We start from the raw sequence: 23,864 nt of genomic DNA on the forward strand, positions 1-23,864 counted from the left end.
CTATGGATCACCGTTTACTTGAAATTATTGCCTGCCCGGTATGCAACGGCAAACTCTACTACAGCCAGGACAAACAGGAGCTGATCTGCAAGCTGGACAGCCTGGCTTTCCCGCTGCGTGACGGCATTCCGGTACTTCTGGAAAATGAAGCTCGTTCCCTGGTGGCAGAAGAGAGCAAACCATGAGTTTTGTTGTCATTATTCCTGCGCGTTATGCCTCAACGCGTCTGCCGGGTAAACCGCTGGTGGATATCAACGGCAAGCCGATGATTGTGCATGTCCTTGAGCGTGCGCGTGAATCCGGTGCCGATCGCGTGATTGTTGCTACCGATCATCCTGACGTCGCCCGTGCGGTTGAGGCAGCAGGCGGTGAGGTATGCATGACCCGCGCCGATCACCAGTCCGGCACCGAGCGTCTGGCGGAAGTGGTTGAGAAATGTGGCTTCAGTGATGATACGGTCATCGTTAACGTGCAGGGTGACGAGCCGATGATTCCGGCGGTGATTATCCGTCAGGTGGCAGAAAACCTGGCTCAGCGTCAGGTTGGTATGGCGACGCTCGCGGTGCCTATTCACCACGCTGAAGAGGCATTCAATCCGAATGCGGTGAAGGTGGTCATGGATGCCGAAGGCTATGCGCTCTATTTCTCACGCGCCACCATCCCGTGGGATCGCGATCGCTTTGCGCTCTCTAAAGAGACCATCGGCGATACCTTCCTGCGTCATATTGGGATCTACGGCTATCGGGCCGGTTTTATCCGTCGATATGTTACCTGGGCGCCGAGTCCGCTGGAGCATATCGAAATGCTGGAACAGCTTCGCGTGCTCTGGTACGGCGAAAAAATTCACGTTGCCGTTGCCAGCGAAGTGCCTGGAACGGGCGTTGATACGCCGGAAGATCTTGAGCGCGTCCGCGCCGAGCTGCGCTAATATCGCCTGCATCCCTCCTGACGGGGGGATGTCCTCTCCCCATTAATTCCCGTTTCTTTTTCCCTAATTGATCTCTTCCGGGTGACATCTCCCTTAAGGACGCTCATTATAAAAGCAGTAGTCTTAATGGGGGTAATCTCATATGGAACAGCTGCGTGCCGAACTTAGCCATCTGCTGGGTGAGAAATTAAGTCGGATCGAATGCGTGAGTGAAAAGGCCGATACCGCGCTTTGGTCGTTGTATGACGGTCAGGGCAACCCAATGCCGCTGATGGCCAGAAGTTTCACCTCGCCGGGCGTTGCCAGACAGCTTGCATGGAAAATGTCGATGCTGGCGCGGGAGGGAACCGTCCGGATGCCGACGGTGTACGGCGTGATGACCCACGAGGAACATCCCGGCCCGGACGTGCTGCTGATTGAGCGTTTACGCGGCGTGCCCGTTGAAGCGCCCGCGCGCACGCCGGAACGCTGGGAGCAGTTAAAAGACCAGATTGTCGAGGCGCTGCTGGCCTGGCATCGTCAGGATAGCCGCGGGCTTGTCGGTCCGGTCGACAGCACTCAGGAAAACCTGTGGCCGCTGTGGTATCGCCAGCGGGTGGAAGTGCTGTGGGGAACGCTTAACCAGTTCAACAATACCGGTTTAACCATGCAGGACAAACGTATTCTGTTTCGCACCCGCGAGTGCTTACCGGCGCTGTTCGACGGTTTTAATGACAACTGCGTGCTGATCCACGGTAATTTCACCCTGCGAAGCATGCTCAAAGACTCCCGTAGCGATCAGCTTCTGGCGATGTTGGGGCCGGGGATCATGCTCTGGGCTCCGCGCGAATACGAGCTGTTCAGGCTCAGCGACAGCGGGGCGGCGGAAGGTTTGCTGTGGCACTACCTTCAACGCGCGCCCGTTGCAGAAGCGTTTCTCTGGAGGCGCTGGCTTTACCTGCTCTGGGACGAAGTCGCGCAGCTGGTCAACACCGGACGTTTTAATCGCGCAAATTTCGATCTGGCAACAAAATCACTCCTGCCCTGGCTCGCCTGACGATCCTTTCAGCCACTGCCAGAGGCGTCCGAGCGTCTCATAACCGACGCGATCGCTGTGCATCAGCCACGCCGGGGATGGGATCGCCCGTTCCCACGGGTTAAGCGGCGCGTCGATGGCCATCTGGTTTGCCGGTGCGGGAAGCGGATGCAGGCCTTGCTTCTGGAAGAAAATCATCGCGCGTGGCAGGTGTGAGGCGGAGGTCACCAGTAAGAACGGGACATCGCCAATTGCCTGCTTCACTGCGGCAGCCTCTTCTTCGGTATCTTTTGGGCTGTCCAGAGTGATAATTGAGGAGCGCGGCACGCCGAGTGATTCTGCGACCCTGGCGCCCGCTTCAGCCGTACTCACCGGGTTCGTTTTGGCTGCCGCGCCGGTGAAGATCATTTTTGATCCCGGATTTGCCAGCCAGAGGCGAATGCCTTCGTTTAGCCGTGGCAGGCTGTTGTTGATCAGGTTTGAACTGGGCGCCCAGTCAGGATCCCAGGTATATCCACCGCCCAGCACCACGATGTACGCCACTTTCTGATTTCCCTGCCATGTTGGGTACTTGTTTTCGATGGGTCGTAGCAGACCATCCGCGACCGGCTGCAGGCTCAGCAGCAGCATAACAAACCAGCCGAGCGTGATAAGCGTTTTGCCACTCTTCTGGAAGCGACTGAACCACACCAGCGCCAGCCCCAGCGCGATGATGATGAGCAGCAGCGGAAGGGGAAGCATCATCCCTCCAAAGTATTTCTTAAGGGTAAAAAGCATCCTTTTTGGTTCCTTTTTTGACCATATAGCAGGTGATTACCCGTGATATTACACCAGAGAGGTTCATTCTCCGCGCGGGTGTGACAAAATAGCGGTTTTGCAGTTAGCGAGTGGAACTCTCCCAATGCGGGATCGCAATTTTGATGACATCGCGGAAAAGTTTTCGCGCAACATTTATGGCACCACGAAAGGGCAGCTCCGTCAGACGATCCTCTGGCAGGATCTGGACACCATCCTGGCTACCTTTGGCGGGCAAACGTTGCGCGTGCTGGACGCCGGTGGCGGTGAAGGGCAGACGGCGATAAAAATGGCCGAGCGCGGTCATCACGTCACTCTTTGCGATCTTTCTGCTGAAATGGTCGCCCGCGCGACGCGTGCTGCAGAAGAGAAAGGTGTGAGCGACAACATGCATTTTATACAATGCGCCGCTCAGGACATCGCGCAGCATTTGGAAACCCAGGTTGATCTGATATTGTTTCATGCGGTGCTGGAGTGGGTTGCCGATCCGCAAAGCGTGTTACAAACCCTGTGGTCGATGTTGCGCCCGGGCGGCACGCTGTCGCTGATGTTCTACAATGCTAACGGCTTCCTGATGCACAACATGGTTGCAGGAAACTTCGACTATGTGCAGGTCGGGATGCCCAAAAAGAAAAAGCGCACGCTTTCCCCGGACTATCCGCGCGATCCACAGCAGGTTTATGGCTGGCTGGAAGCGATTGGCTGGCAGATCGTCGGGAAGACGGGCGTCAGGGTGTTTCATGATTATCTGCGTGAAAAACACAAACAGCGTGACTGTTTTGACACCTTAACAGAATTAGAAACGCGGTATTGCCGTCAGGAGCCTTTTATCAGCCTTGGCCGCTATATTCACGTCACCGCGCACAAGCCGCAGATGCAAGGATAACCTATGAGTGAATTTTCCCAGACAGTCCCCGAACTGGTTGCCTGGGCCAGGAAAAACGATTTCTCCATCTCGCTGCCGGTAGACAGACTCTCTTTCCTGCTGGCGGTTGCCACGCTGAACGGCGAACGGCTGGACGTTGAAATGAGCGAGGGTGAACTGGTGGATGCGTTCCGCCATGTCAGTGATGCGTTTGAGCAAACCAGCGAAACCATTAGCGTGCGTGCCAACAACGCGATCAACGATATGGTGCGTCAACGTCTGCTGAACCGCTTTACCAGCGAGCAGGCGGAAGGAAACGCCATCTATCGCCTGACGCCGCTGGGCATCGGCATCACCGATTACTACATCCGCCAGCGTGAATTTTCCACGCTGCGTCTTTCCATGCAGCTCTCGATCGTGGCGGGTGAGCTTAAGCGCGCCGCCGACGCGGCGGATGAAAACGGTGACGAATTCCACTGGCACCGTAACGTCTACGCGCCGCTGAAATATTCGGTGGCCGAGATTTTCGACAGTATCGATCTCACCCAGCGCCTGATGGACGAACAGCAGCAGCAGGTGAAAGACGATATCGCGCAGCTGCTGAATAAAGACTGGCGAGCGGCCATCTCCAGCTGTGAACTTCTGCTGTCAGAAACCTCCGGCACGCTGCGCGAACTCCAGGATACGCTGGAAGCCGCAGGGGACAAGCTGCAGGCCAACCTGCTGCGCATCCAGGATGCGACGCTGGCGCACGACGATCTGCATTTTATCGACCGCCTGGTGTTCGATTTGCAGAGTAAGCTTGACCGCATTATCAGCTGGGGCCAGCAGTCGATCGACCTGTGGATCGGCTACGACCGACACGTGCATAAATTTATCCGTACCGCGATTGATATGGATAAAAACCGCGTCTTTGCTCAGCGTCTGCGTCAGTCGGTGCAGACCTATTTCGATGCGCCGTGGGCGCTGACCTACGCCAATGCCGATCGTCTGCTGGATATGCGCGACGAAGAGATGGCGCTGCGCGATGAAGAGGTGACCGGTGAACTGCCGCCGGATCTGGAATACGAAGAATTTAACGAAATTCGCGAGCAGCTTGCGGCGATGATCGAAGAACAGCTCGCTGTCTACAAAACCAGACAAGTGCCGCTGGATCTTGGTCTCGTGGTTCGCGACTATCTGGCGCAATATCCACGCGCGCGCCACTTCGACATTGCCCGCATTGTGGTAGACCAGGCGGTGCGCCTGGGCGTCGCGCAAGCAGATTTCACCGGACTGCCGCCGAAGTGGCAGCCAATTAACGATTACGGAGCCAAGGTACAGGCGCATGTCATTGACAAATATTGAACAAGTGATGCCCGTTAAGCTGGCACAGGCGCTGGCGAATCCGTTATTTCCGGCGCTGGACAGCCAGCTGCGTGCCGGTCGTCACATTGGCTTAGACGAGCTGGATAATCACGCCTTTTTGATGGACTTTCAGGAGTACCTGGAAGAGTTTTACGCACGCTACAACGTGGAGCTTATCCGCGCGCCGGAAGGGTTTTTCTACCTGCGCCCGCGCTCCACGACGCTGATTCCGCGTTCCGTGCTTTCCGAGCTGGATATGATGGTCGGCAAAATTCTCTGCTACCTCTACCTCAGTCCGGAACGTCTGGCGAATGAAGGGATCTTCACCCAGCAGGAACTTTACGACGAGCTGTTGACGCTGGCAGATGAAGGCAAGCTGCTCAAGCTGGTGAACAACCGCTCCACGGGGTCGGATCTTGACCGTCAGAAATTACAGGAAAAGGTTCGCTCTTCCCTGAACCGTCTGCGTCGTCTGGGGATGGTCTGGTTTATGGGCCACGACAGCAGCAAATTCCGCATCACGGAATCTGTCTTCCGCTTCGGCGCCGACGTGCGTGCGGGCGATGACGCGCGTGAAGCGCAGCTTCGCATGATCCGCGACGGTGAAGCGATGCCGGTGGAAAACCATTTGCAGCTCAATGACGAGCATGAAGAGAATCTGCCGGATAGCGGGGAGGAAGAGTAATGATTGAACGCGGTAAATTTCGCTCACTGACGCTGATTAACTGGAACGGCTTCTTTGCCCGAACGTTCGATCTGGATGAGCTGGTCACGACGCTCTCCGGCGGTAACGGTGCGGGTAAATCCACCACCATGGCGGCCTTTGTTACGGCGCTGATCCCTGACCTGACGCTGCTTCACTTCCGTAACACCACCGAAGCGGGGGCAACAAGCGGCTCCCGTGATAAAGGCTTGCACGGTAAGCTGAAGGCCGGCGTCTGTTATTCGGTTCTGGACGTCATTAACTCCCGTCATCAGCGTGTGGTGGTGGGCGTGCGGCTGCAGCAGGTCGCCGGTCGCGACCGTAAAGTGGATATCAAACCGTTTGCGATCCAGGGGCTGCCAACGTCCGTGCAGCCGACGGCGCTGCTGACGGAAACCCTGAACGAACGTCAGGCGCGCGTGCTGACGCTGCAGGAGCTGAAGGACAAGCTCGAAGCTATCGAAGGCGTACAGTTCAAGCAGTTCAACTCCATTACCGACTACCACTCGCTGATGTTCGATCTGGGCGTGGTGGCGCGTCGTCTGCGCACCGCATCAGACCGTAGTAAATACTACCGCCTGATCGAAGCATCTCTGTACGGCGGTATCTCCAGCGCGATTACCCGCTCCCTGCGCGACTACCTGCTGCCGGAAAACAGCGGCGTGCGTAAGGCCTTCCAGGATATGGAAGCGGCGCTGCGCGAAAACCGCATGACGCTGGAAGCGATTCGCGTTACCCAGTCTGACCGCGACCTGTTTAAACATCTGATCAGCGAAGCCACCAACTACGTGGCGGCGGACTACATGCGCCACGCCAACGAGCGCCGGGTGCATCTCGATCAGGCATTAGAATACCGCCGCGAGCTGTTTACCTCCCGTAAACAGCTGGTGGCCGAGCAGTACAAGCACGTCGAAATGGCGCGCGAGCTGGGCGAGCACAACGGTGCTGAAGGCGACCTGGAAGCCGATTACCAGGCCGCCAGCGATCACCTGAACCTGGTGCAGACCGCGCTGCGTCAGCAGGAAAAAATCGAGCGCTATGAAGCGGATCTCGATGAGCTGCAGATTCGTCTCGAAGAGCAAAATGAAGTGGTGGCTGAAGCCGCCGACATGCAGGAAGAGAACGAAGCCCGCGCCGAAGCGGCCGAGCTGGAAGTGGATGAGCTGAAAAGCCAGCTTGCCGATTACCAGCAGGCGCTTGACGTGCAGCAGACGCGTGCGATTCAGTACACCCAGGCACTGCAGGCATTACAGCGTGCAAAAGAGCTGTGCCATCTGCCTGACCTGACGCCGGACAGCGCCGACGAGTGGCTGGATACCTTCCAGGCCAAAGAGCAGGAAGCCACCGAGAAACTGCTCTCCCTTGAACAGAAAATGAGCGTCGCGCAAACGGCGCACAGCCAGTTTGAACAGGCTTATCAGCTGGTGGTCGCAATTAACGGCCCGCTGGCGCGTAACGTAGCCTGGGACGTTGCCCGTGAACTGCTGCGCGACGGTGTGAACCAGCGCCATCTGGCCGAGCAGGTTCAGCCGCTGCGTATGCGTCTGAACGAGCTTGAGCAGCGCCTGCGCGAGCAGCAGGAAGCCGAGCGTCTGCTGGCGGAATTCTGCAAGCGTCAGGGAAAAAATTACGATTTCGACGAGCTTGAGGCCCTGCATCAGGAGCTGGAAGCGCGTATTGCGGCCCTGTCCGATACCGTATCAAACGCCAGCGAACAGCGTATGACCCTGCGTCAGGAGCTGGAGCAGATTCAGTCCCGTTCGAAGACGCTCCTGGAGCGAGCGCCGGTCTGGCTGGCGGCTCAAAGCAGCCTGAACCAGCTCAGCGAGCAGTGCGGCGAGCAGTTCGAATCCAGCCAGGAAGTGACCGAATACCTGCAGCAGCTGCTGGAGCGCGAGCGCGAAGCCATCGTTGAGCGTGACGAAGTGGGTGCCCGCAAGCGCGACGTCGATGAAGAAATTGAGCGTTTAAGCCAGCCGGGCGGGTCAGAAGATCCGCGCCTGAATGCGCTAGCGGAGCGTTTTGGCGGCGTGCTGCTGTCCGAGATTTATGACGATGTTGGCCTTGACGATGCCCCGTACTTCTCCGCGCTGTACGGTCCATCCCGCAACGCGATTGTGGTCCCGGATCTGTCGCTGATTTCTGATCAGCTTGCCGGCCTGGAAGATTGCCCGGAAGATCTCTATCTGATCGAAGGGGATCCGCAGTCGTTCGATGACAGCGTATTCAGCGTCGACGAGCTGGAAAAAGCGGTGGTGGTGAAAATTGCCGACCGTCAGTGGCGTTACTCCCGCTTCCCTGAGCTGCCGCTGTTTGGCCGCGCCGCGCGCGAAAGCCGCATCGAGAGCCTGCACGCCGAGCGTGAAACGCTGTCTGAACGTTTTGCGACCCTGTCGTTTGACGTGCAGAAAACCCAGCGTCTGCATCAGTCGTTCAGCCGCTTTATCGGCAGCCATCTCGCCGTTGCGTTTGACGCGGATCCGGAAGCCGAAATCCGCAAGCTCAATACCCGCCGCGGCGAGCTGGAACGTGCGATTGCAAGCCATGAAAGTGATAACCAGCAAAGTCGCGTTCAGTTTGAACAGGCAAAAGAGGGCGTCTCTGCCCTTAACCGCATTCTGCCGCGCCTGAATCTGCTGGCGGATGACACGCTGGCTGACCGCGTGGATGAGATCCAGGAGCGTCTGGATGAAGCGCAGGAAGCCGCGCGTTTCGTTCAGCAGCATGGCAATCAGCTTGCGAAGCTGGAGCCCGTCGTGTCTGTCCTGCAGAGCGACCCGGAACAGTTCGAGCAGTTAAAAGAAGATTATGCCTGGTCGCAGCAGGTGCAGCGCGAAGCGCGTCAGCAGGCGTTTGCCCTGACGGAAGTGGTGCAGCGTCGCGCGCACTTTGGCTACTCCGATTCGGCTGAAATGCTGAGCGGTAACAGCGACCTGAACGAAAAACTGCGTCAGCGCCTTGAGCAGGCGGAAGCGGAACGTACTCGCGCCCGCGAAGCAATGCGCAGCCATTCCGCTCAGCTCAACCAGTACAACCAGGTGCTGGCCTCGCTGAAAAGCTCCTTCGATACCAAGAAAGAGCTGTTAAACGATCTGCAGAAAGAGCTTCAGGACATCGGCGTTCGCGCCGACAGCGGGGCAGAAGAGCGCGCGCGTATTCGTCGTGACGAGCTGCATTCGCAGCTCAGCAATAACCGCGCGCGTCGTAATCAGCTGGAAAAAGCGCTGACCTTCTGCGAAGCGGAAATGGATAACCTGACCCGTCGCCTGCGCAAGCTGGAACGCGACTATCACGAAATGCGCGAGCAGGTCGTGACCGCCAAGGCGGGCTGGTGCGCGGTGATGCGCATGGTGAAAGACAACAACGTTGAGCGTCGTCTGCACCGCCGCGAGCTGGCGTATCTCTCTGCCGATGAGCTGCGCTCCATGTCGGATAAGGCATTGGGTGCGCTGCGTCTGGCGGTGGCGGATAACGAACACCTGCGCGACGTGCTGCGCATGTCGGAAGATCCGAAACGTCCGGAACGTAAAATTCAGTTCTTCGTGGCGGTTTACCAGCACCTGCGCGAGCGTATTCGTCAGGACATCATCCGTACCGACGATCCGGTTGAAGCCATCGAACAGATGGAAATCGAGCTGGGTCGCCTGACGGAGGAGCTGACCTCCCGCGAGCAGAAGCTGGCGATCAGCTCCCGCAGCGTGGCGAACATCATTCGCAAAACCATTCAGCGCGAGCAGAACCGTATCCGCCAGCTGAACCAGGGTCTGCAAAGCGTATCGTTTGGCCAGGTGAACAGCGTGCGCCTCAACGTCAACGTGCGTGAGGCCCACGCGACGCTGCTGGAAGTGCTCTCAGAGCAGCACGAGCAGCATCAGGATCTGTTCAACAGCAACCGTCTGACCTTCTCCGAAGCGCTGGCGAAGCTGTATCAGCGCCTGAACCCGCAGATTGATATGGGGCAACGTACGCCGCAGACCATCGGTGAAGAGCTGCTTGACTACCGTAACTACCTGGAAATGGAAGTTGAGGTAAACCGTGGCTCAGACGGCTGGCTGCGTGCGGAATCCGGGGCGCTCTCTACCGGTGAAGCGATCGGTACCGGGATGTCAATTCTGGTGATGGTCGTACAGAGCTGGGAAGATGAAGCGCGTCGCCTGCGCGGCAAAGACATCTCGCCGTGCCGACTGCTGTTCCTGGATGAGGCGGCGCGTCTTGATGCCCGCTCGATTGCCACGCTGTTCGAGCTTTGCGAACGTCTCGATATGCAGCTCATTATTGCGGCGCCGGAGAACATCAGCCCCGAGAAGGGCACCACCTACAAACTGGTGCGTAAAGTGTTCCAGAACAGCGAACACGTTCACGTTGTCGGTCTGCGTGGCTTTGCGCCGCAGCCGCCAGAGTCATTGCCGGAAACCACGGCGGACGCTTCCTGAAGCATGTTCTGACCCGAAGCGGCGCACTGGCGCCGCTTTTTTTTTAAACTTAACTTGTGCTTGGGGCTGCGTTATCTTTAAACTTCTTTACATAAGGTAAGGCAACAGCTTAGCCGTCTACCTATAATGAAAGAAAGCCCCACGTGATGGGCATGTCGTGAAAACAGGGGGCAAGGGATGTTGCTAAAGAAAGAATGTGGTCGTCAGCTGTCTGCGCTGAGTTTATGCCTGGCAGTGATGTTTGCTCCGCTGTTAACCGCCCAGGCCGACGAGCCTGAAATTGTGCCGACTGACAGCTCGGCAACGACAGGCGCTCAGCCAACGTCGTTGTCCCAGCCGCTGGAGCAGTCTCCGGCGACGGCTATCATGGCCGGTATTAAACCGCTTCCGGAAGGCATCGACGCAGAATCGCTCAGTCAGCAGCTGCAGTCGGGGCTGCCGTCAGGCTATACGCCTGTCTATATCAACCAGCTCACGCTCCTCTATGCTGCCCGCGATATGAAACCGATGTGGGAAAATCGCGATGCCGTGCGTGCCTTCCAGCAGCAGCTGGCAGAGGTTGCGATTGCAGGGTTTCAGCCGCAGTTTACAAAGTGGGTTGAGCTGTTAACCGATCCTGCCGTCACCGGGCAGGCGCGTGATGTGGTGCTTTCCGATGCCATGATGGGCTACCTGCAGTTCGTGGCGGGTATTCCGGTCAATGGCAACCGCTGGCTGTACAGCGATAAGCCTTACAAGCTGGCGACGCCGGCGCTGTCGGTGATTAACCAGTGGCAGCTCGCGCTGGACAATGGCGAACTGCCGCGCTTTATTGCCAGCCTGGCACCGGCGCATCCACACTATGCCACTCTGCACCAGTCGCTCCTCGCGCTGGTGGGGGACACGCGTCCATGGCCGCAAATGCGCGGTACCGCGACGCTGCGTCCGGGGCAGTGGAGCAGCGATGTTCCTGCCCTGCGCGAGATCCTGATGCGTTCCGGTATTCTGGAAGGCGGGCCAAAGATTGCTCTTCCGGGTGACGATCCACAAAGCGTCGCCGTCAGCCCGTCAGCTCCCGTGAAAGAGAAGAAAGCCGTTGTTCTGAGCAACAAACCCGCGGCTTACGATCGCGAGCTGGTAGCGGCCGTTAAACAGTTCCAGGCCGCTCAGGGACTGGGGGCCGATGGCGTCATTGGCCAGACGACGCGCGACTGGCTGAACGTATCGCCTGCGCAGCGGGCAGGGGTGCTGGCGCTCAATATTCAGCGTTTGCGCTTGCTGCCGGGAACGCTCTCTACCGGGATTATGGTAAACATCCCGGCGTATTCCCTGGTCTATTATCAGGATGGTAGCGAAAAACTGGCGTCGCGCGTGATTGTCGGGCGTCCGGATCGTAAAACACCGATGATGAGCAGCGCGCTGAATAACGTGGTGGTTAACCCGCCGTGGAACGTGCCGCCGACCCTGGCACGAAAAGACATTCTGCCGAAGGTCTGGAACGATCCGGGTTATCTGGAACGTCATGGCTATACGGTGATGCGTGGATGGAACAGTAAAGAGGCCATCGATCCTTATATGGTCGACTGGTCGACGATTACAGCGTCGAATCTGCCGTTCCGCTTCCAGCAGGCTCCCGGAGCGCATAACTCTTTAGGGCGCTACAAATTCAACATGCCGAGTTCAGAAGCTATTTATCTGCACGATACGCCGAACCACAACCTGTTCCAGAAAGATACGCGCGCGCTGAGTTCTGGCTGCGTGCGTGTGAACAAAGCCTCGGAGCTGGCCAATATGCTATTGCAAGATGCGGGCTGGAACGATACGCGCATCTCGGATGCCCTGAAACAGGGGGATACGCGTTACGTTAATATTCGCCACAATATTCCGGTCAATCTTTACTATCTGACGGCGTTTGTGGGCGAAGACGGGCGTACCCAGTATCGTACAGATATTTACAATTATGATCTCACCGCGCGATCCGGCGCACAAATTTTGCCAAAAGCGGAACAATTAATCAGGTAAATGAAGTAGTTCGGGAAAAATGATTGTCGTAAGTTATGGTGAATAAGGGGCTATATCGCTGCAAGCCGCGTATTCACTGGGGTTGGGCGCCTTGACGTACCTGGTTTTGCCAGTTAAGGTGCCCTTCGTGCGCTAAGCATATTACGATTTCTTTTACCTGTAGACCTGATTATCATGGACAAATTTGACGCTAATCGCCGCAAACTGCTGGCGTTAGGTGGTGTTGCGCTTGGCGCAGCGGCCATCTTGCCGACGCCAGCATTTGCCACCCTCTCGACACCTCGTCCGCGAGTTTTAACGCTCAACAATCTTCATACCGGTGAGTCGCTAAAAGCGGAGTTTTTTGATGGCAGAGGCTATATTCAGGATGAATTAGCAAGACTTAACCATTTTTTCCGTGATTTCCGCGCGAATAAAATAAAAGCCATCGATCCAGGACTGTTTGATCAGATTTTCCGCCTTCAGGGCCTGCTGGGCACCAGCAAGCCGGTTCAGCTCATTTCTGGCTATCGCTCAATTGATACCAATAATGAACTGCGCGCCCACAGTCGTGGGGTAGCGAAAAAAAGCTATCACACGAAGGGCCAGGCAATGGATTTCCATATTGAAGGCGTTTCGTTAGCCAATATTCGCAAAGCCGCGTTATCTATGCGCGCAGGTGGTGTAGGATATTACCCCAGCAGCAACTTTGTGCATATTGATACCGGTCCGGTTCGGCACTGGTAATAACGAAACACAGGAGCAGTATGAACTATCGTATTATTCCGGTTACCGCGTTCTCCCAGAATTGTTCATTGATCTGGTGCGAACAGACTAAACTGGCCGCGCTTGTCGATCCCGGCGGTGACGCTGAGAAAATCAAGCAGGAAGTCGCAGCAAGCGGCGTCACGCTGATGCAGATTTTGCTCACTCATGGTCATCTTGACCATGTAGGTGCTGCCGCTGAACTGGCTGAACACTACGGTGTGCCGGTGATCGGCCCGGAAAAAGAAGATGAGTTCTGGCTGCAGGGGTTACCCGCCCAAAGCCGCATGTTTGGCCTTGATGAGTGTCAGCCCCTGACGCCCGATCGCTGGCTGAACGAAGGAGAGCGCGTTAACGTAGGGAATGTGACTTTACAGGTGTTGCATTGTCCTGGGCATACGCCAGGCCATATCGTCTTCTTTGATGACCAGTCCCGTCTGCTGATTTCCGGCGATGTGATCTTCAAAGGTGGCGTAGGACGCAGCGATTTTCCGCGCGGCGATCACGGCCAGCTGATTCAGTCGATTAAACAAAAGTTATTGCCGCTGGGTGATGACGTTACGTTTATCCCTGGACACGGTCCGATGTCGACGCTGGGCTATGAACGGCTCCATAATCCGTTCCTTCAGGATGAGATGCCTGTCTGGTAACCAGAATAAAAAAAGCCTGCATAACGCAGGCTTTTTTATGGACGCAAATTACAGTACGGCGACAATCGCTTCGCACAGTGGCGCCATGTTGTCAGGCGTCATGCCAGCAACGTTCACGCGGCCAGAGGCCACTGCGTACACGCCAAACTCTTCACGCAGACGCAGAACCTGCTCTTTGGTCAGGCCGCTGAATGAGAACATGCCGTTCTGTTTGATGATAAAGCTGAAGTCGCGGTCCGCGCCTTTCTCAGCCAGGGTGTTCACAAACAGCAGGCGCATGCGCTGAATACGCTGACGCATATCGTTCAGCTCTTGTTCCCAGATAGCGCGCAGCGCATCGTTGCTCAGGATAGTGGCAACAACAGACGCACCGTGTGCCGGTGGGTTAGAGTAGTTAGCGCGGATAACCGATTTCATCTGGCTGAACGCGCGATCGACGGTCTCTTCGTTAGCTGCAACCAGCGTACAGGCGCCTACGCGCTCATTGTACAGACCGAAGTTCTTGGAATAAGAACTTGCGACAATCAGCTCCTGATGCACGGCTGCGAACGCGCGCAGGCCTTCGGCATCTTCTTCCAGACCACGGGCGAAGCCCTGGTAGGCAAAGTCAAACAGCGGCAGCCAGCCTTTTTCAACGGACAGCTTCGCCAGGTGTTGCCACTGCTCAAGCGTCGGATCGATACCGGTTGGGTTGTGGCAGCAGCCGTGGAACAGCACCACGTCACCTGCCTGCGCTTCGCTCAGGCTCGCCAGCAGGCCGTCAAAGTCGAGAGAGTGGTTTGCTGCGTCGTAGTAGGCGTATTCACGCACTTCCAGACCCGCAGAGTTAAACACGCTCTTGTGGTTCGGCCAGCTTGGGTTGCTTACCCATACGCGCTTAACAGAGGTGTTTTTCGCCAGGAAATCCGCCGCAACGCGCAGCGCGCCGGTACCGCCAGGGGTTTGTGCTGTGCGAGCGCGTTTGCTGCTCACAATTTCGCTGCCTTTACCGAACAGCAGTTCCTGAGTGCAGCGACCAAATTCAGGGATACCATCAATACCGAGGTAGTTTTTGGTGGTTTCGTTTTCCAGCAGATACTGCTCAGCTTTCTTAACGCTGGTCAGTACCGGAGTTTTGCCGGTTTCATCTTTATATACACCAATACCCAGGTTGATTTTGCCAGGGCGGTCGTCGGCACGAAACAGATCGGCCAGGCCCAGAATAGGGTCGGCAGGAGCGGCGGTAATGTTCTCAAACATGACGAAGTTCCATTGTGATTACAGAAGTGAAATCCGCTATCAGGTTAACGGTAGATTTACAAAATGCCAACCGTTTGCGACGAAAAGCGTGCGGCTTTTCAAAAGTCGCCATTATTTTCTGTCACCCATAAAAAAACAGGGCCGAAGCCCTGTTCATTAAGCATATAACAAAGTGGTGTTCTGATTAGAACTGGTAAGTCACACCTACAGCAGCCATATCGTCGTTGCCGTTCAGACCGCCAACAGCTTTCGCGTAGTCGGAGTCTTTGTCCAGCAGGTTGATGTAGTAGTCAGCCCACACGTTGAAGTTTTTGTTGAAGTAGTAAGTGGTACCAACCTGGATGAATTTAGCCAGATCTGCATCGCCACCGCTGAAGCCACCGACGGCAGCCAGGTCTTTACCTTTGGTCTGCACGTAGGAGATGGCTGGACGCAGGCCGAAATCGAACTGGTACTGAGCAACAACTTCGAAGTTCTGCGTTTTGTTAGCGAAGCCAGCGTCACCGTTAGAACCGGTACGGGTGGTGTTACGGGTTTCAGCATAGGTGGTCGCCAGGTAGATGTTGTTGGCATCGTATTTCAGACCCAGACCCCATGCTTCAGCTTTGTCGCCTTCGCCGTCAGCTTTCTGATTCAGAGTACGGTTAGCGTTGCTGTAAGATGCGATTGCACCGAAGCCTTCGCCGAAATCGTAGCCCAGAGAGTAGCCTACGCCGTCACCGTTAGAGGTTTTAACGTCAGTACGGTCGTTTTTGCCCTGGTACTGAACGCCCAGGCTCAGGCCGTCAACCAGACCGAAGAAGTTGCTGTTACGGTAGGTCAGCAGACCGGTGCTGCGGCTGGTCATAAAGTTATCAACATAGTTACCGCCCCAGGTCATACCAGAGAAGGACGGCGCCATATCGGTGTAGGATTCTACGTCGTAAACGATACCGTAGTTACGACCGTAGTCGATGCTGCCAGCATCGCCCGCTTTCAGGCCAGCGAATGCCAGACGGTTTTTGTTAGTCTGAGCACCATTTTCAGCCTGGTTGGCCAGGAAACGGTATTCCCACTGGCCGTAACCGGTCAGCTGGTCGTTGATCTGAGTTTCGCCTTTGAAACCGATCTGCGCGTAGGTAGCGTCGTTATTGTTGGTGTTATCACCAGAAGTCACGAAATCGTGCTCGGCGTTAACTTTACCGTAGAAGTCCAGTTTGTTGCCGTTCTTGTTATAGATTTCTGCAGCGTTAGCTGCACCGGCTACCAGCAGGGCAGGGATTACCACTGCCAGAATATTGCGCTTCATCATTATTTATTACCCTCATTGGTTTTTTTATGACACTCGCCACTGCCGTCAATAAATTCTGTCAATAAATATTTCCGGAACTATTGATGAGAGTTTGGTGTCTTTATGTATCTGACAGGCATCTTTCCATTCGGCGAAGCGTTTCGCTAGCCTGAAAGTGCTACAATTCTCAAGATTAAGTAACCAAAAGAAATTATGTGTAACTAAATATGTATTTTTGGGAACTTTGTGAACCACCTCAAACTTCAGACCAGCCTGGCGAATTAAACGGCAAAACCTATCCTATATATATGAATTTCTTATGATTAATTGAGATAAAGGTGATTCGTATAAACAGATATTAAACGACTCTGTTTTTCTTATGACCCCAAAAAGACTTCTGGACGGCTGTAAAAGCGGTTGAAATTTGTGCTATCGCTTGAGGATGTAATAATCGCAATAAGAATGGGGTTTATTTTTTGTGGCTAGATATTTCGCGGAAACAAAACGTAACAGGTAGTGGTTGTGACGGGGTGAAGGTTTAAAGATGCTGACTTTACGCTGACGAAAACTGACAATACAGAATAAAATAATGGCCAGCATAAGCTGGCCATTTTAGTCTTGTACTGATTAGAAGCTGGCGTTACGTGGAGTACGTGGGAAAGGAATCACGTCACGTACGTTCTGAACTCCGGTAACGTAGGCAATCAGACGCTCGAAGCCCAGACCAAAACCGGCGTGCGGTACGGTACCGTAACGACGCAGATCGCGGTACCAGCTGTAATCAGCTGGGTTGAGCCCCATCTCTTCCATACGCGCGTCTAGCACGTCAAGACGCTCTTCACGCTGAGAGCCACCGATGATTTCACCAATGCCCGGCGCCAGTACGTCCATCGCTGCCACGGTTTTACCGTCTTCGTTAAGGCGCATATAGAAGGCCTTAATGTCTTTCGGGTAATTTTTAACGACAACCGGCGCTTTGAAATGTTTCTCGGCCAGATAGCGTTCGTGCTCAGACGCCAGGTCAACGCCCCAGTAAACCGGATTCTCGAACGTCTCACCGCATTTCTCGAGGATCGCCACCGCGTCGGTATAGTCCACCTGCGCAAAGTCGGCAGAGACGAAACGCTCCAGACGCGCCACAGCATCGCTGTCTACGCGTTCTGCAAAGAATTTCATGTCGTCAGGACGTTCTTCCAGCACAGCTTTGAACACATACTTCAGCATGGCTTCCGCCAGACCCGCAACATCGTCCAGGTCGGCGAAGGCCACTTCAGGCTCCAGCATCCAGAATTCCGCCAAGTGACGGCTGGTGTTGGAGTTCTCGGCGCGGAAGGTTGGGCCAAAGGTGTAGATCTTAGACAGCGCACAGGCGTACGTTTCGCCGTTGAGCTGACCAGATACCGTCAGGAAAGCTTCTTTACCAAAGAAGTCTTTGTCATAGTCCACTTTACCTTCAGGCGTACGCGGCAGGTTTTCCATGTCCAGCGTCGAGACGCGGAACATCTCACCGGCACCTTCCGTATCGGACGCAGTGATCAGCGGGGTAGACACCCAGAAGTAACCCTGCTCATCGAAGAAACGATGCAGCGCCTGCGCCAGCGTATGACGCACGCGCGCCACCGCACCAATCAGGTTGGTACGCGGACGCAGGTGGGCGACTTCACGCAGATATTCAATGCTGTGGCGTTTTGCCGCCATCGGATAGGTGTCAGGATCTTCAACCCAGCCGGTGACTTCAATGGCAGAGGCCTGAATTTCGAAGCTCTGGCCCTGACCCGGTGAAGCCACAACCACGCCGGTAACAATGACGGAGCAACCCGTTGTCAGTCGCAGAACGTCATCATTGTAATTGGGCAGAGAATTATTAATGACGGCCTGTACAGGATCAAAGCAGGAACCGTCATAGACGGCAAGGAAGGAGATGCCAGCTTTAGAATCTCGGCGGGTACGCACCCATCCGCGCACGGTGACTTCCTGGTCAACGGCGACACGGCCCTGGAGTACGTCGGCTACAGGCACAACGCTCATAATATTCTCTCTGTTAATAGTCGGAAAAAATAAACACTTGTCCACCCTTATGGGGGGATATCTATGTTACCTGCCATCCGCTATCAGACAAGTAAATTTCGCAGTCAAAAGAGAAGAATTGAGAAATAAATAAGGAGAAGGGAGCCATAAAGGCTCCCGTAAGCGCTTAACTGGCTTTTTTGATCAAGGGGAGGTCGAACGCTTTACGCAATGCGCGGACAAACGCTTTGTCATGGCAGATGGTTTTACCCGGGCTGTCGGAGAGTTTCGCCACCGGCTTGCCGTTACATTCCACCAGTTTGATGACGATATTCAGAGGTTTTACCTGAGGAATATCGCAGGTCAGACGGGTACCAATCCCGAAGCTCAGGTTCACACGGGTATTGAAATGGCGATAGAGGTCTACCGCTTTCGCCAGGTCGAGATTATCCGAGAAGACCAGCACCTTGCTCATCGGATCAATGCCGAGCTTCTCGTAATGGGCAATGGCTTTCTCGCCCCATTCAACCGGATCCCCGGAGTCGTGGCGTAACCCCTGGTAACGTTCAGCGAACTCGGGACCAAAGTCGCGCAGGAAGGCATCCATCGTAATACAGTCGGTGAGGGCGATCCCAAGCTGATTCGGGTACTCCTCTAGCCATGCGGCCAGTGCCGCGCGCTGGCTGTTAGCCAGATCGGGGCTGATCTGCTGATGCGCCTGGAACCACTCGTGTGCCTGGGTGCCCATTGGCGTCAGGCTGAGGCGACGCGCCAGATCGTAGTTACTGGTGCCAACGAACCACGGCTCCTGCTGCAGACTTTTAACGATGGCCTCCTGAACGTCACGCGAGAAACGGCGACGCGTGCCAAAGTCCATCAGGCGGAAGCGGGACATGTCCAGCCCTTCGGTCAGCGTAGAGAAGGCTGCGAGTTTATTTTCCAGCGCGGCGACCGCCTGCTCGACGCCTGTTTCAGGCGAACGGTAGCGGTGAGCCAGTTCACTGATCACCGCCAGAAGCGGCACTTCCCACATGATCACTTCCCGCCACGGACCTTCAAGGCGAATATCCAGCTTGCCGTTATCGTTAAGCACGGTGACCTGCTCCGGCTTATAGCGGAAATCGCGCAGCCAGTTCAGGTAGTCTGCTTTGAAGAAAGGCAGGCCAGAAAGCCACTGATATTCCTCGTCCTGCAGCGTCAGATGCTGCATAGCATCGACCTGTTCACGAATGGCGTCTGCGTAGATACCGAGCAAGTCGTCGCCACGACAGCGGAATTCCGCCGCGACGTGAACGTCATAGTAATGGTGGAAAACGGCTTGCTGCATATGCAGTTTATACGCGTCGGTATCCAGCAACGTATGCAGAACTGGAGAAGGGAATTGAGTCATAGGTGCGCAGTAGCATCCTCTCACAGGAGCGTTTAGTACATTAAACAACTCCGGAGTATACCTTGTTTAGTGATTTATTGAACCCCGATCACAACATAAGCGCGTTTTATGGTCGAGGGCATTTTGTGCCCCGTGTTATACAAATGTAGCAAAAAAGGGTTTTGACCCTGAAAAGATGAACATTCTGCATAGCGCGTTTTGCGCAACAGGAATATATTGAAACGTTACTCGACAAACGATGCATAAGGTTTTCTATGACACAACAGCCACAAGCCAAATACCGCCACGACTATCGTGCGCCGGATTACCTGATTAGCGAAATCGATCTGACTTTTGACCTGGATGCCACTAAAACCGTTGTTACGGCGGTAAGCCAGGTGACGCGCCATAGCGCAACTGCGGTGCCGCTGCGTCTGGATGGTGAAGACCTGACGCTGGTCTCCCTGCATATTAATGATGAAGCCTGGTCGGACTATAAAGAAGAAAACAACCAGCTGGTCATCGACAACCTGCCGGAACAGTTTACGCTGCGCATCGTGAATGAAATCAGCCCGGCCGCCAACACCGCGCTGGAAGGGCTTTACCAGTCGGGCGTGGCGCTATGTACCCAGTGTGAAGCGGAAGGGTTCCGCCATATAACCTGGTATCTCGACCGTCCGGACGTCCTGGCGCGCTTCACCACCAAAATTATCGCCGATAAAACCCTGTATCCCTTCCTGCTCTCCAACGGTAACCGCGTAGGCGAAGGCGAGCTGGAGAATGGCCGTCACTGGGTGCAGTGGCAGGATCCCTTCCCGAAACCGTGCTACCTGTTTGCGCTGGTGGCGGGGGATTTCGACGTGCTGCGCGACACCTTCAAAACGCGCTCAGGCCGCGAGGTGGCGCTGGAGCTGTTTGTTGACCGTGGCAACCTTGACCGCGCGCCGTGGGCGATGACCTCCCTCATCAACTCCATGAAGTGGGACGAGGAGCGCTTTGGCCTCGAATATGACCTCGACATCTATATGATCGTCGCCGTCGATTTCTTCAACATGGGCGCAATGGAGAATAAAGGCCTTAACGTCTTTAACTCCAAATACGTGCTGGCGCGTACCGATACCGCAACGGATAAAGACTACCTCGATATCGAACGCGTCATCGGCCACGAATATTTCCACAACTGGACCGGTAACCGCGTCACCTGCCGCGACTGGTTCCAGCTGAGCCTGAAAGAGGGCCTGACCGTCTTCCGAGATCAGGAGTTCAGCTCCGATCTGGGGTCACGCGCGGTGAACCGCATCAACAACGTGCGTACCATGCGTGGCCTGCAGTTTGCGGAAGATGCCAGCCCAATGGCGCACCCGATCCGCCCGGATAAAGTCATCGAGATGAACAACTTCTACACCCTGACGGTGTACGAGAAGGGCGCTGAAATTATCCGCATGATCCACACCCTGCTGGGCGAGGAGAACTTCCAGAAAGGGATGCAGCTGTATTTCGAGCGTCATGATGGCAGCGCGGCCACCTGCGACGATTTTGTGCAGGCTATGGAGGATGCCTCTAATGTCGATCTTTCTCACTTCCGCCGCTGGTACAGCCAGGCCGGGACGCCGGTTGTCACCGTCAAAGACGATTACAATCCGGAAACCGAGCAGTATACCCTGACCATCAGCCAGCGCACGCCGCCGACGGCGGAGCAGGAAGAGAAATATCCGCTGCATATTCCGTTCAGCATTGAGCTGTACGATAACGAAGGCAAAGTCATCCCGCTCCAGAAGGGCGGTCACCCGGTACACCACGTGCTGAACGTGACTCAGGCCGAGCAGACCTTTATCTTCGATAACGTCTACTTCCAGCCGGTGCCTGCGCTGCTGTGCGAATTCTCCGCGCCGGTGAAGCTGGAATACAAGTGGAGCGATCAGCAGCTGACGTTCCTGATGCGTCACGCGCGTAACGACTTCTCTCGCTGGGATGCGGCGCAAAGCCTGCTGGCGACCTACATCAAGCTCAACGTAAACCGCCATCAGCAGGGCCAGCCGCTGTCGCTGCCTGTCCATGTGGCTGACGCGTTCCGCGCGATATTGCTGGATGAGAAGATTGACCCGGCCCTGGCCGCTGAAATTCTGACCCTGCCGTCAGCGACTGAAATCGCCGAGCTGTTTGACATCATTGACCCGATTGCCATCGTGGCGGTGCGTGAAGCGTTGACCCGTACGCTGGCTGCAGAACTGGCCGATGAGTTCCTCGCCATTTATAACGCCAACAAGCTCGACGCTTATCGCGTTGAGCACGCGGACATTGGTAAACGTTCTCTGCGCAATACCTGCCTGCGCTATCTGGCGTTTGGTGAAACCGAGCTGGCGAACACCCTTGTGAGCAAGCAGTATCACGAAGCGGATAACATGACCGACGCGCTGGCCGCGCTGGGCGCAAGCGTTGCCGCCGAACTGCCGTGCCGCGATGCGCTGATGCAGGAGTACGACGACAAGTGGCATCAGGATGGCCTGGTGATGGACAAGTGGTTCATCCTGCAGGCGACCAGCCCGGCGGCCGATGCGCTCAGCAACGTGCGCAGCCTGCTGAAACATCGCTCCTTTACCCTGAGCAACCCAAACCGCGTGCGTTCTCTGATTGGCGCGTTTGCCAGCAGCAACCCGGCGGCGTTCCACGCCGAAGACGGCAGCGGTTATCAGTTCATGGTGGAAATGCTGACCGAGCTGAACAGCCGTAACCCGCAGGTGGCGTCGCGCCTGATTGAGCCGCTGATCCGTCTGAAACGCTACGATGCGAAGCGTCAGGCGAAGATGCGTGCCGCGCTTGAGCAGCTGAAAGGGCTGGAGAACCTGTCTGGCGATCTGTACGAGAAGATTGCTAAGGCACTGGCCTGATAGAAAGCTTAACCCTCCCTCTCCCTGTGGGAGAGGGCCGGGGTGAGGGCATCAGGCATTAGCCTTAGCTCGTTCTAACTCCGTACCCCCACGCTTCATCACCCGATCCAACACCTCAGCTTCCAGCTCAGCCAGCCTTGCCGAGCCCACGCGGCGAGGGCGCGGAAGGTCCACCGTCAGATCCAGACCTATTTTCCCGTCCTCTATTAACAGCACCCGGTCAGCCATCGCGACGGCTTCGCTCACGTCATGCGTTACCAGCAGTACTGTAAAGCCGTGCGCCTGCCACAGGGATCCAATCAAATCCTGCATTTCGATCCGCGTCAGGGCGTCGAGCGCGCCGAGCGGTTCATCAAGCAACAGAAGGCCCGGACGGTGAATTAGCGCACGCGCCAGCGCCACGCGCTGCTTCTGCCCGCCCGAGAGGGCTGCCGGCCATTCGCCCGCACGATTTTCCAGCCCAACGGCGGCCAGCGCCTGGCGGGCTTCATCCCGCCAGCTGCCCTTAAGACCGAGCCCGACGTTGTCGATAACCGTTTTCCACGGCAGCAGGCGTGCATCCTGAAACATCATGCGGGTATCGTCCTGAATATTCGAAAGCGGCGTCGTTCCTGCCAGAATGTCACCGCCGTTGGGGGCTTCCAGCCCGGCCAGAAGGCGTAGCAGGGTACTCTTGCCGCCGCCGCTGCGACCAACAACGGCCACAAATTGTCCGGCGGGAATATGCAGATCCAGCCCGTTAAGAATGGTGTTTTCGCCGTAGCGTTTGGTCACGCCGTTCAGCAGTAACGGCGTTCCCTGGTTCAGTCGTGCAGTATTCATGCTTTCGCCTCCTGAAGGGTATAGGCCGGGTTCCAGCGCAGCCAGCTGCGCTCCAGCCACTGGGCGCTGACATCTGCGAGTTTACCGAGCAGGGCATACAGAATGATGGCAACCACCACCACGTCCGTTTGCAGGAACTCGCGGGCGTTCATTGCCAGGTAGCCTATGCCTGAGTTGGCCGAGATGGTCTCCGCCACAATCAGCGTCAGCCACATCAGGCCGAGCGCAAAACGCACCCCGACCATAATGGAGGGCAGGGCGCCCGGCAGGATCACGTGTATAAAGAGAGAAAAACCTGATAAGCCGTAGCTGCGCGCCATCTCGACCAGACCGCGATCGATATTGCGGATGCCGTGCCAGGTGTTGATGTAGATCGGGAACAGTGTGCCCAGCGCCACGAGGAAGATCTTGGCGCTCTCATCAATACCAAACCACAGGATAACCAGCGGGATCAGCGCCAGATGCGGCACGTTGCGCAGCATCTGAATGGAGGTATCCAGCAGCCGCTCGCCCCAGCGGGAAAGGCCGCTGATCAAGCCCAGAACGAGACCGATGCTGCCGCCGATGGAAAACCCAATCACGGCGCGCCAGGAGCTGATCGCCAGATGCTGCCACAGCTCGCCGCTCACGCTCAGCGACCAGAACGCTTCTACGACGCCCTCCGGAGAGGGCAGAATGCGGCTCGACAGCCAGCCGGTGGACGACGCGAGCTGCCAGAGAGCCACAATGCCGACGGGTAAAAACCACGGCGCGGCGCGCAGCAGCCATTTTTGGGAGGTGGCAGACAT

Annotated in this window: 18 protein-coding genes; 11 read left to right on the forward strand and 7 right to left on the reverse strand. The window is 56.1% G+C overall.

Features of this window, described 5'->3' with window-relative positions; translation table 11 throughout:
• The first annotated feature begins 2 nt into the window (after nucleotides 1-2).
• From ycaR to ACJ69_RS03270, 3 genes are all read left to right on the forward strand, one after another.
• Nucleotides 3-185, forward strand: a complete 183-nt coding sequence (gene ycaR, locus ACJ69_RS03260) for a protein YcaR (RefSeq protein WP_006174474.1) — start codon at nucleotides 3-5, stop codon at nucleotides 183-185.
• Nucleotides 182-928, forward strand: a complete 747-nt coding sequence (gene kdsB / locus ACJ69_RS03265; RefSeq protein ID WP_023311001.1) for a 3-deoxy-manno-octulosonate cytidylyltransferase — start codon at nucleotides 182-184, stop codon at nucleotides 926-928. The genes ycaR and kdsB overlap by 4 nt, the downstream gene beginning before the upstream one ends.
• A 142-nt stretch (nucleotides 929-1,070) precedes the next feature.
• On the forward strand, nucleotides 1,071-1,964 hold the full coding sequence (locus ACJ69_RS03270; RefSeq protein ID WP_029739503.1) for a YcbJ family phosphotransferase: 894 nt from the start codon (nucleotides 1,071-1,073) through the stop codon (nucleotides 1,962-1,964).
• Here the strand turns inward: ACJ69_RS03270 and elyC are convergent.
• Entirely contained in the window at nucleotides 1,941-2,720 is a 780-nt protein-coding gene (gene elyC / locus ACJ69_RS03275) for an envelope biogenesis factor ElyC (RefSeq protein WP_059346427.1), read from the reverse strand. The genes ACJ69_RS03270 and elyC overlap by 24 nt on opposite strands.
• 124 nt (nucleotides 2,721-2,844) lie before the next feature.
• Here elyC and cmoM point away from each other — a divergent pair, with 124 nt between their 5' ends.
• From cmoM to ACJ69_RS03310, 7 genes are all read left to right on the forward strand, one after another.
• On the forward strand, nucleotides 2,845-3,624 hold the full coding sequence (gene cmoM, locus ACJ69_RS03280) for a tRNA uridine 5-oxyacetic acid(34) methyltransferase CmoM (protein ID WP_023311004.1): 780 nt from the start codon (nucleotides 2,845-2,847) through the stop codon (nucleotides 3,622-3,624).
• A 3-nt stretch (nucleotides 3,625-3,627) separates the two neighbouring features.
• Nucleotides 3,628-4,950 (forward strand): chromosome partition protein MukF, encoded by a 1,323-nt coding sequence (mukF, locus tag ACJ69_RS03285; RefSeq protein ID WP_059346428.1) that lies wholly within the window; start codon nucleotides 3,628-3,630, stop codon nucleotides 4,948-4,950.
• Nucleotides 4,931-5,635: a chromosome partition protein MukE gene (gene mukE / locus ACJ69_RS03290; protein WP_021240871.1), complete on the forward strand. Its 705-nt coding sequence runs from the start codon at nucleotides 4,931-4,933 to the stop codon at nucleotides 5,633-5,635. Before mukF ends, mukE begins: the two co-directional genes overlap by 20 nt.
• The gene (mukB, locus tag ACJ69_RS03295; RefSeq protein WP_059346429.1) at nucleotides 5,635-10,086 is read left to right on the forward strand and encodes a chromosome partition protein MukB; all 4,452 of its coding nucleotides are present in this window, start codon (nucleotides 5,635-5,637) and stop codon (nucleotides 10,084-10,086) included. Before mukE ends, mukB begins: the two co-directional genes overlap by 1 nt.
• A gap of 177 nt (nucleotides 10,087-10,263) precedes the next feature.
• Entirely contained in the window at nucleotides 10,264-12,087 is a 1,824-nt protein-coding gene (gene ldtD / locus ACJ69_RS03300; RefSeq protein WP_054829902.1) for a L,D-transpeptidase, read from the forward strand.
• A gap of 174 nt (nucleotides 12,088-12,261) precedes the next feature.
• Nucleotides 12,262-12,813: a YcbK family protein gene (locus tag ACJ69_RS03305; RefSeq protein WP_023335137.1), complete on the forward strand. Its 552-nt coding sequence runs from the start codon at nucleotides 12,262-12,264 to the stop codon at nucleotides 12,811-12,813.
• A 20-nt stretch (nucleotides 12,814-12,833) separates the two neighbouring features.
• Complete coding sequence (locus ACJ69_RS03310; RefSeq protein WP_023311009.1) at nucleotides 12,834-13,481, forward strand: MBL fold metallo-hydrolase; 648 nt, start codon at nucleotides 12,834-12,836, stop codon at nucleotides 13,479-13,481.
• 48 nt (nucleotides 13,482-13,529) lie between these two features.
• On the opposite strand, the gene ACJ69_RS03315 is transcribed toward ACJ69_RS03310, so the two are convergent.
• From ACJ69_RS03315 to pncB, 4 genes are all read right to left on the reverse strand, one after another.
• Nucleotides 13,530-14,720 (reverse strand): amino acid aminotransferase, encoded by a 1,191-nt coding sequence (locus ACJ69_RS03315; RefSeq protein ID WP_029739507.1) that lies wholly within the window; start codon nucleotides 14,718-14,720, stop codon nucleotides 13,530-13,532.
• A gap of 184 nt (nucleotides 14,721-14,904) precedes the next feature.
• A complete protein-coding gene (locus ACJ69_RS03320; RefSeq protein ID WP_054829903.1) occupies nucleotides 14,905-16,011 on the reverse strand; it encodes a porin in 1,107 nt (368 codons plus the stop codon).
• 606 nt (nucleotides 16,012-16,617) lie between these two features.
• On the reverse strand, nucleotides 16,618-18,018 hold the full coding sequence (asnS, locus tag ACJ69_RS03325; RefSeq protein ID WP_029739509.1) for an asparagine--tRNA ligase: 1,401 nt from the start codon (nucleotides 18,016-18,018) through the stop codon (nucleotides 16,618-16,620).
• Between the two features lie 166 nt (nucleotides 18,019-18,184).
• Nucleotides 18,185-19,387, reverse strand: a complete 1,203-nt coding sequence (gene pncB / locus ACJ69_RS03330; protein WP_059346430.1) for a nicotinate phosphoribosyltransferase — start codon at nucleotides 19,385-19,387, stop codon at nucleotides 18,185-18,187.
• Nucleotides 19,388-19,641: 254 nt separating this feature from the next.
• On the opposite strand from pncB, the gene pepN reads away from it, so the two are divergent.
• Nucleotides 19,642-22,254, forward strand: a complete 2,613-nt coding sequence (gene pepN / locus ACJ69_RS03335) for an aminopeptidase N (protein WP_023311014.1) — start codon at nucleotides 19,642-19,644, stop codon at nucleotides 22,252-22,254.
• Between the two features lie 51 nt (nucleotides 22,255-22,305).
• On the opposite strand, the gene ssuB is transcribed toward pepN, so the two are convergent.
• Entirely contained in the window at nucleotides 22,306-23,076 is a 771-nt protein-coding gene (gene ssuB / locus ACJ69_RS03340) for an aliphatic sulfonates ABC transporter ATP-binding protein (protein WP_023311015.1), read from the reverse strand.
• Complete coding sequence (gene ssuC / locus ACJ69_RS03345) at nucleotides 23,073-23,864, reverse strand: aliphatic sulfonate ABC transporter permease SsuC (protein ID WP_023311016.1); 792 nt, start codon at nucleotides 23,862-23,864, stop codon at nucleotides 23,073-23,075. Before ssuC ends, ssuB begins: the two co-directional genes overlap by 4 nt.

It is taken from the genome of Enterobacter asburiae, assembly GCF_001521715.1.
Classification (GTDB): Bacteria; Pseudomonadota; Gammaproteobacteria; order Enterobacterales; family Enterobacteriaceae; genus Enterobacter; species Enterobacter asburiae.

Coding starts and splice junctions, on each gene's coding strand:
- ldtD (WP_054829902.1), top strand. CDS start 10,264: ATGTTGCTAAAGAAAGAATGTGGTCGTCAGCTGTCTGCGCTGAGTTTA.
- ACJ69_RS03310 (WP_023311009.1), top strand. CDS start 12,834: ATGAACTATCGTATTATTCCGGTTACCGCGTTCTCCCAGAATTGTTCA.
- ACJ69_RS03315 (WP_029739507.1), bottom strand. CDS start 14,720: ATGTTTGAGAACATTACCGCCGCTCCTGCCGACCCTATTCTGGGCCTG.
- kdsB (WP_023311001.1), top strand. CDS start 182: ATGAGTTTTGTTGTCATTATTCCTGCGCGTTATGCCTCAACGCGTCTG.
- elyC (WP_059346427.1), bottom strand. CDS start 2,720: ATGCTTTTTACCCTTAAGAAATACTTTGGAGGGATGATGCTTCCCCTT.
- ycaR (WP_006174474.1), top strand. CDS start 3: ATGGATCACCGTTTACTTGAAATTATTGCCTGCCCGGTATGCAACGGC.
- ACJ69_RS03270 (WP_029739503.1), top strand. CDS start 1,071: ATGGAACAGCTGCGTGCCGAACTTAGCCATCTGCTGGGTGAGAAATTA.
- mukE (WP_021240871.1), top strand. CDS start 4,931: ATGTCATTGACAAATATTGAACAAGTGATGCCCGTTAAGCTGGCACAG.
- ACJ69_RS03320 (WP_054829903.1), bottom strand. CDS start 16,011: ATGATGAAGCGCAATATTCTGGCAGTGGTAATCCCTGCCCTGCTGGTA.
- ACJ69_RS03305 (WP_023335137.1), top strand. CDS start 12,262: ATGGACAAATTTGACGCTAATCGCCGCAAACTGCTGGCGTTAGGTGGT.
- asnS (WP_029739509.1), bottom strand. CDS start 18,018: ATGAGCGTTGTGCCTGTAGCCGACGTACTCCAGGGCCGTGTCGCCGTT.
- mukF (WP_059346428.1), top strand. CDS start 3,628: ATGAGTGAATTTTCCCAGACAGTCCCCGAACTGGTTGCCTGGGCCAGG.
- ssuC (WP_023311016.1), bottom strand. CDS start 23,864: ATGTCTGCCACCTCCCAAAAATGGCTGCTGCGCGCCGCGCCGTGGTTT.
- pncB (WP_059346430.1), bottom strand. CDS start 19,387: ATGACTCAATTCCCTTCTCCAGTTCTGCATACGTTGCTGGATACCGAC.
- cmoM (WP_023311004.1), top strand. CDS start 2,845: ATGCGGGATCGCAATTTTGATGACATCGCGGAAAAGTTTTCGCGCAAC.
- pepN (WP_023311014.1), top strand. CDS start 19,642: ATGACACAACAGCCACAAGCCAAATACCGCCACGACTATCGTGCGCCG.
- mukB (WP_059346429.1), top strand. CDS start 5,635: ATGATTGAACGCGGTAAATTTCGCTCACTGACGCTGATTAACTGGAAC.
- ssuB (WP_023311015.1), bottom strand. CDS start 23,076: ATGAATACTGCACGACTGAACCAGGGAACGCCGTTACTGCTGAACGGC.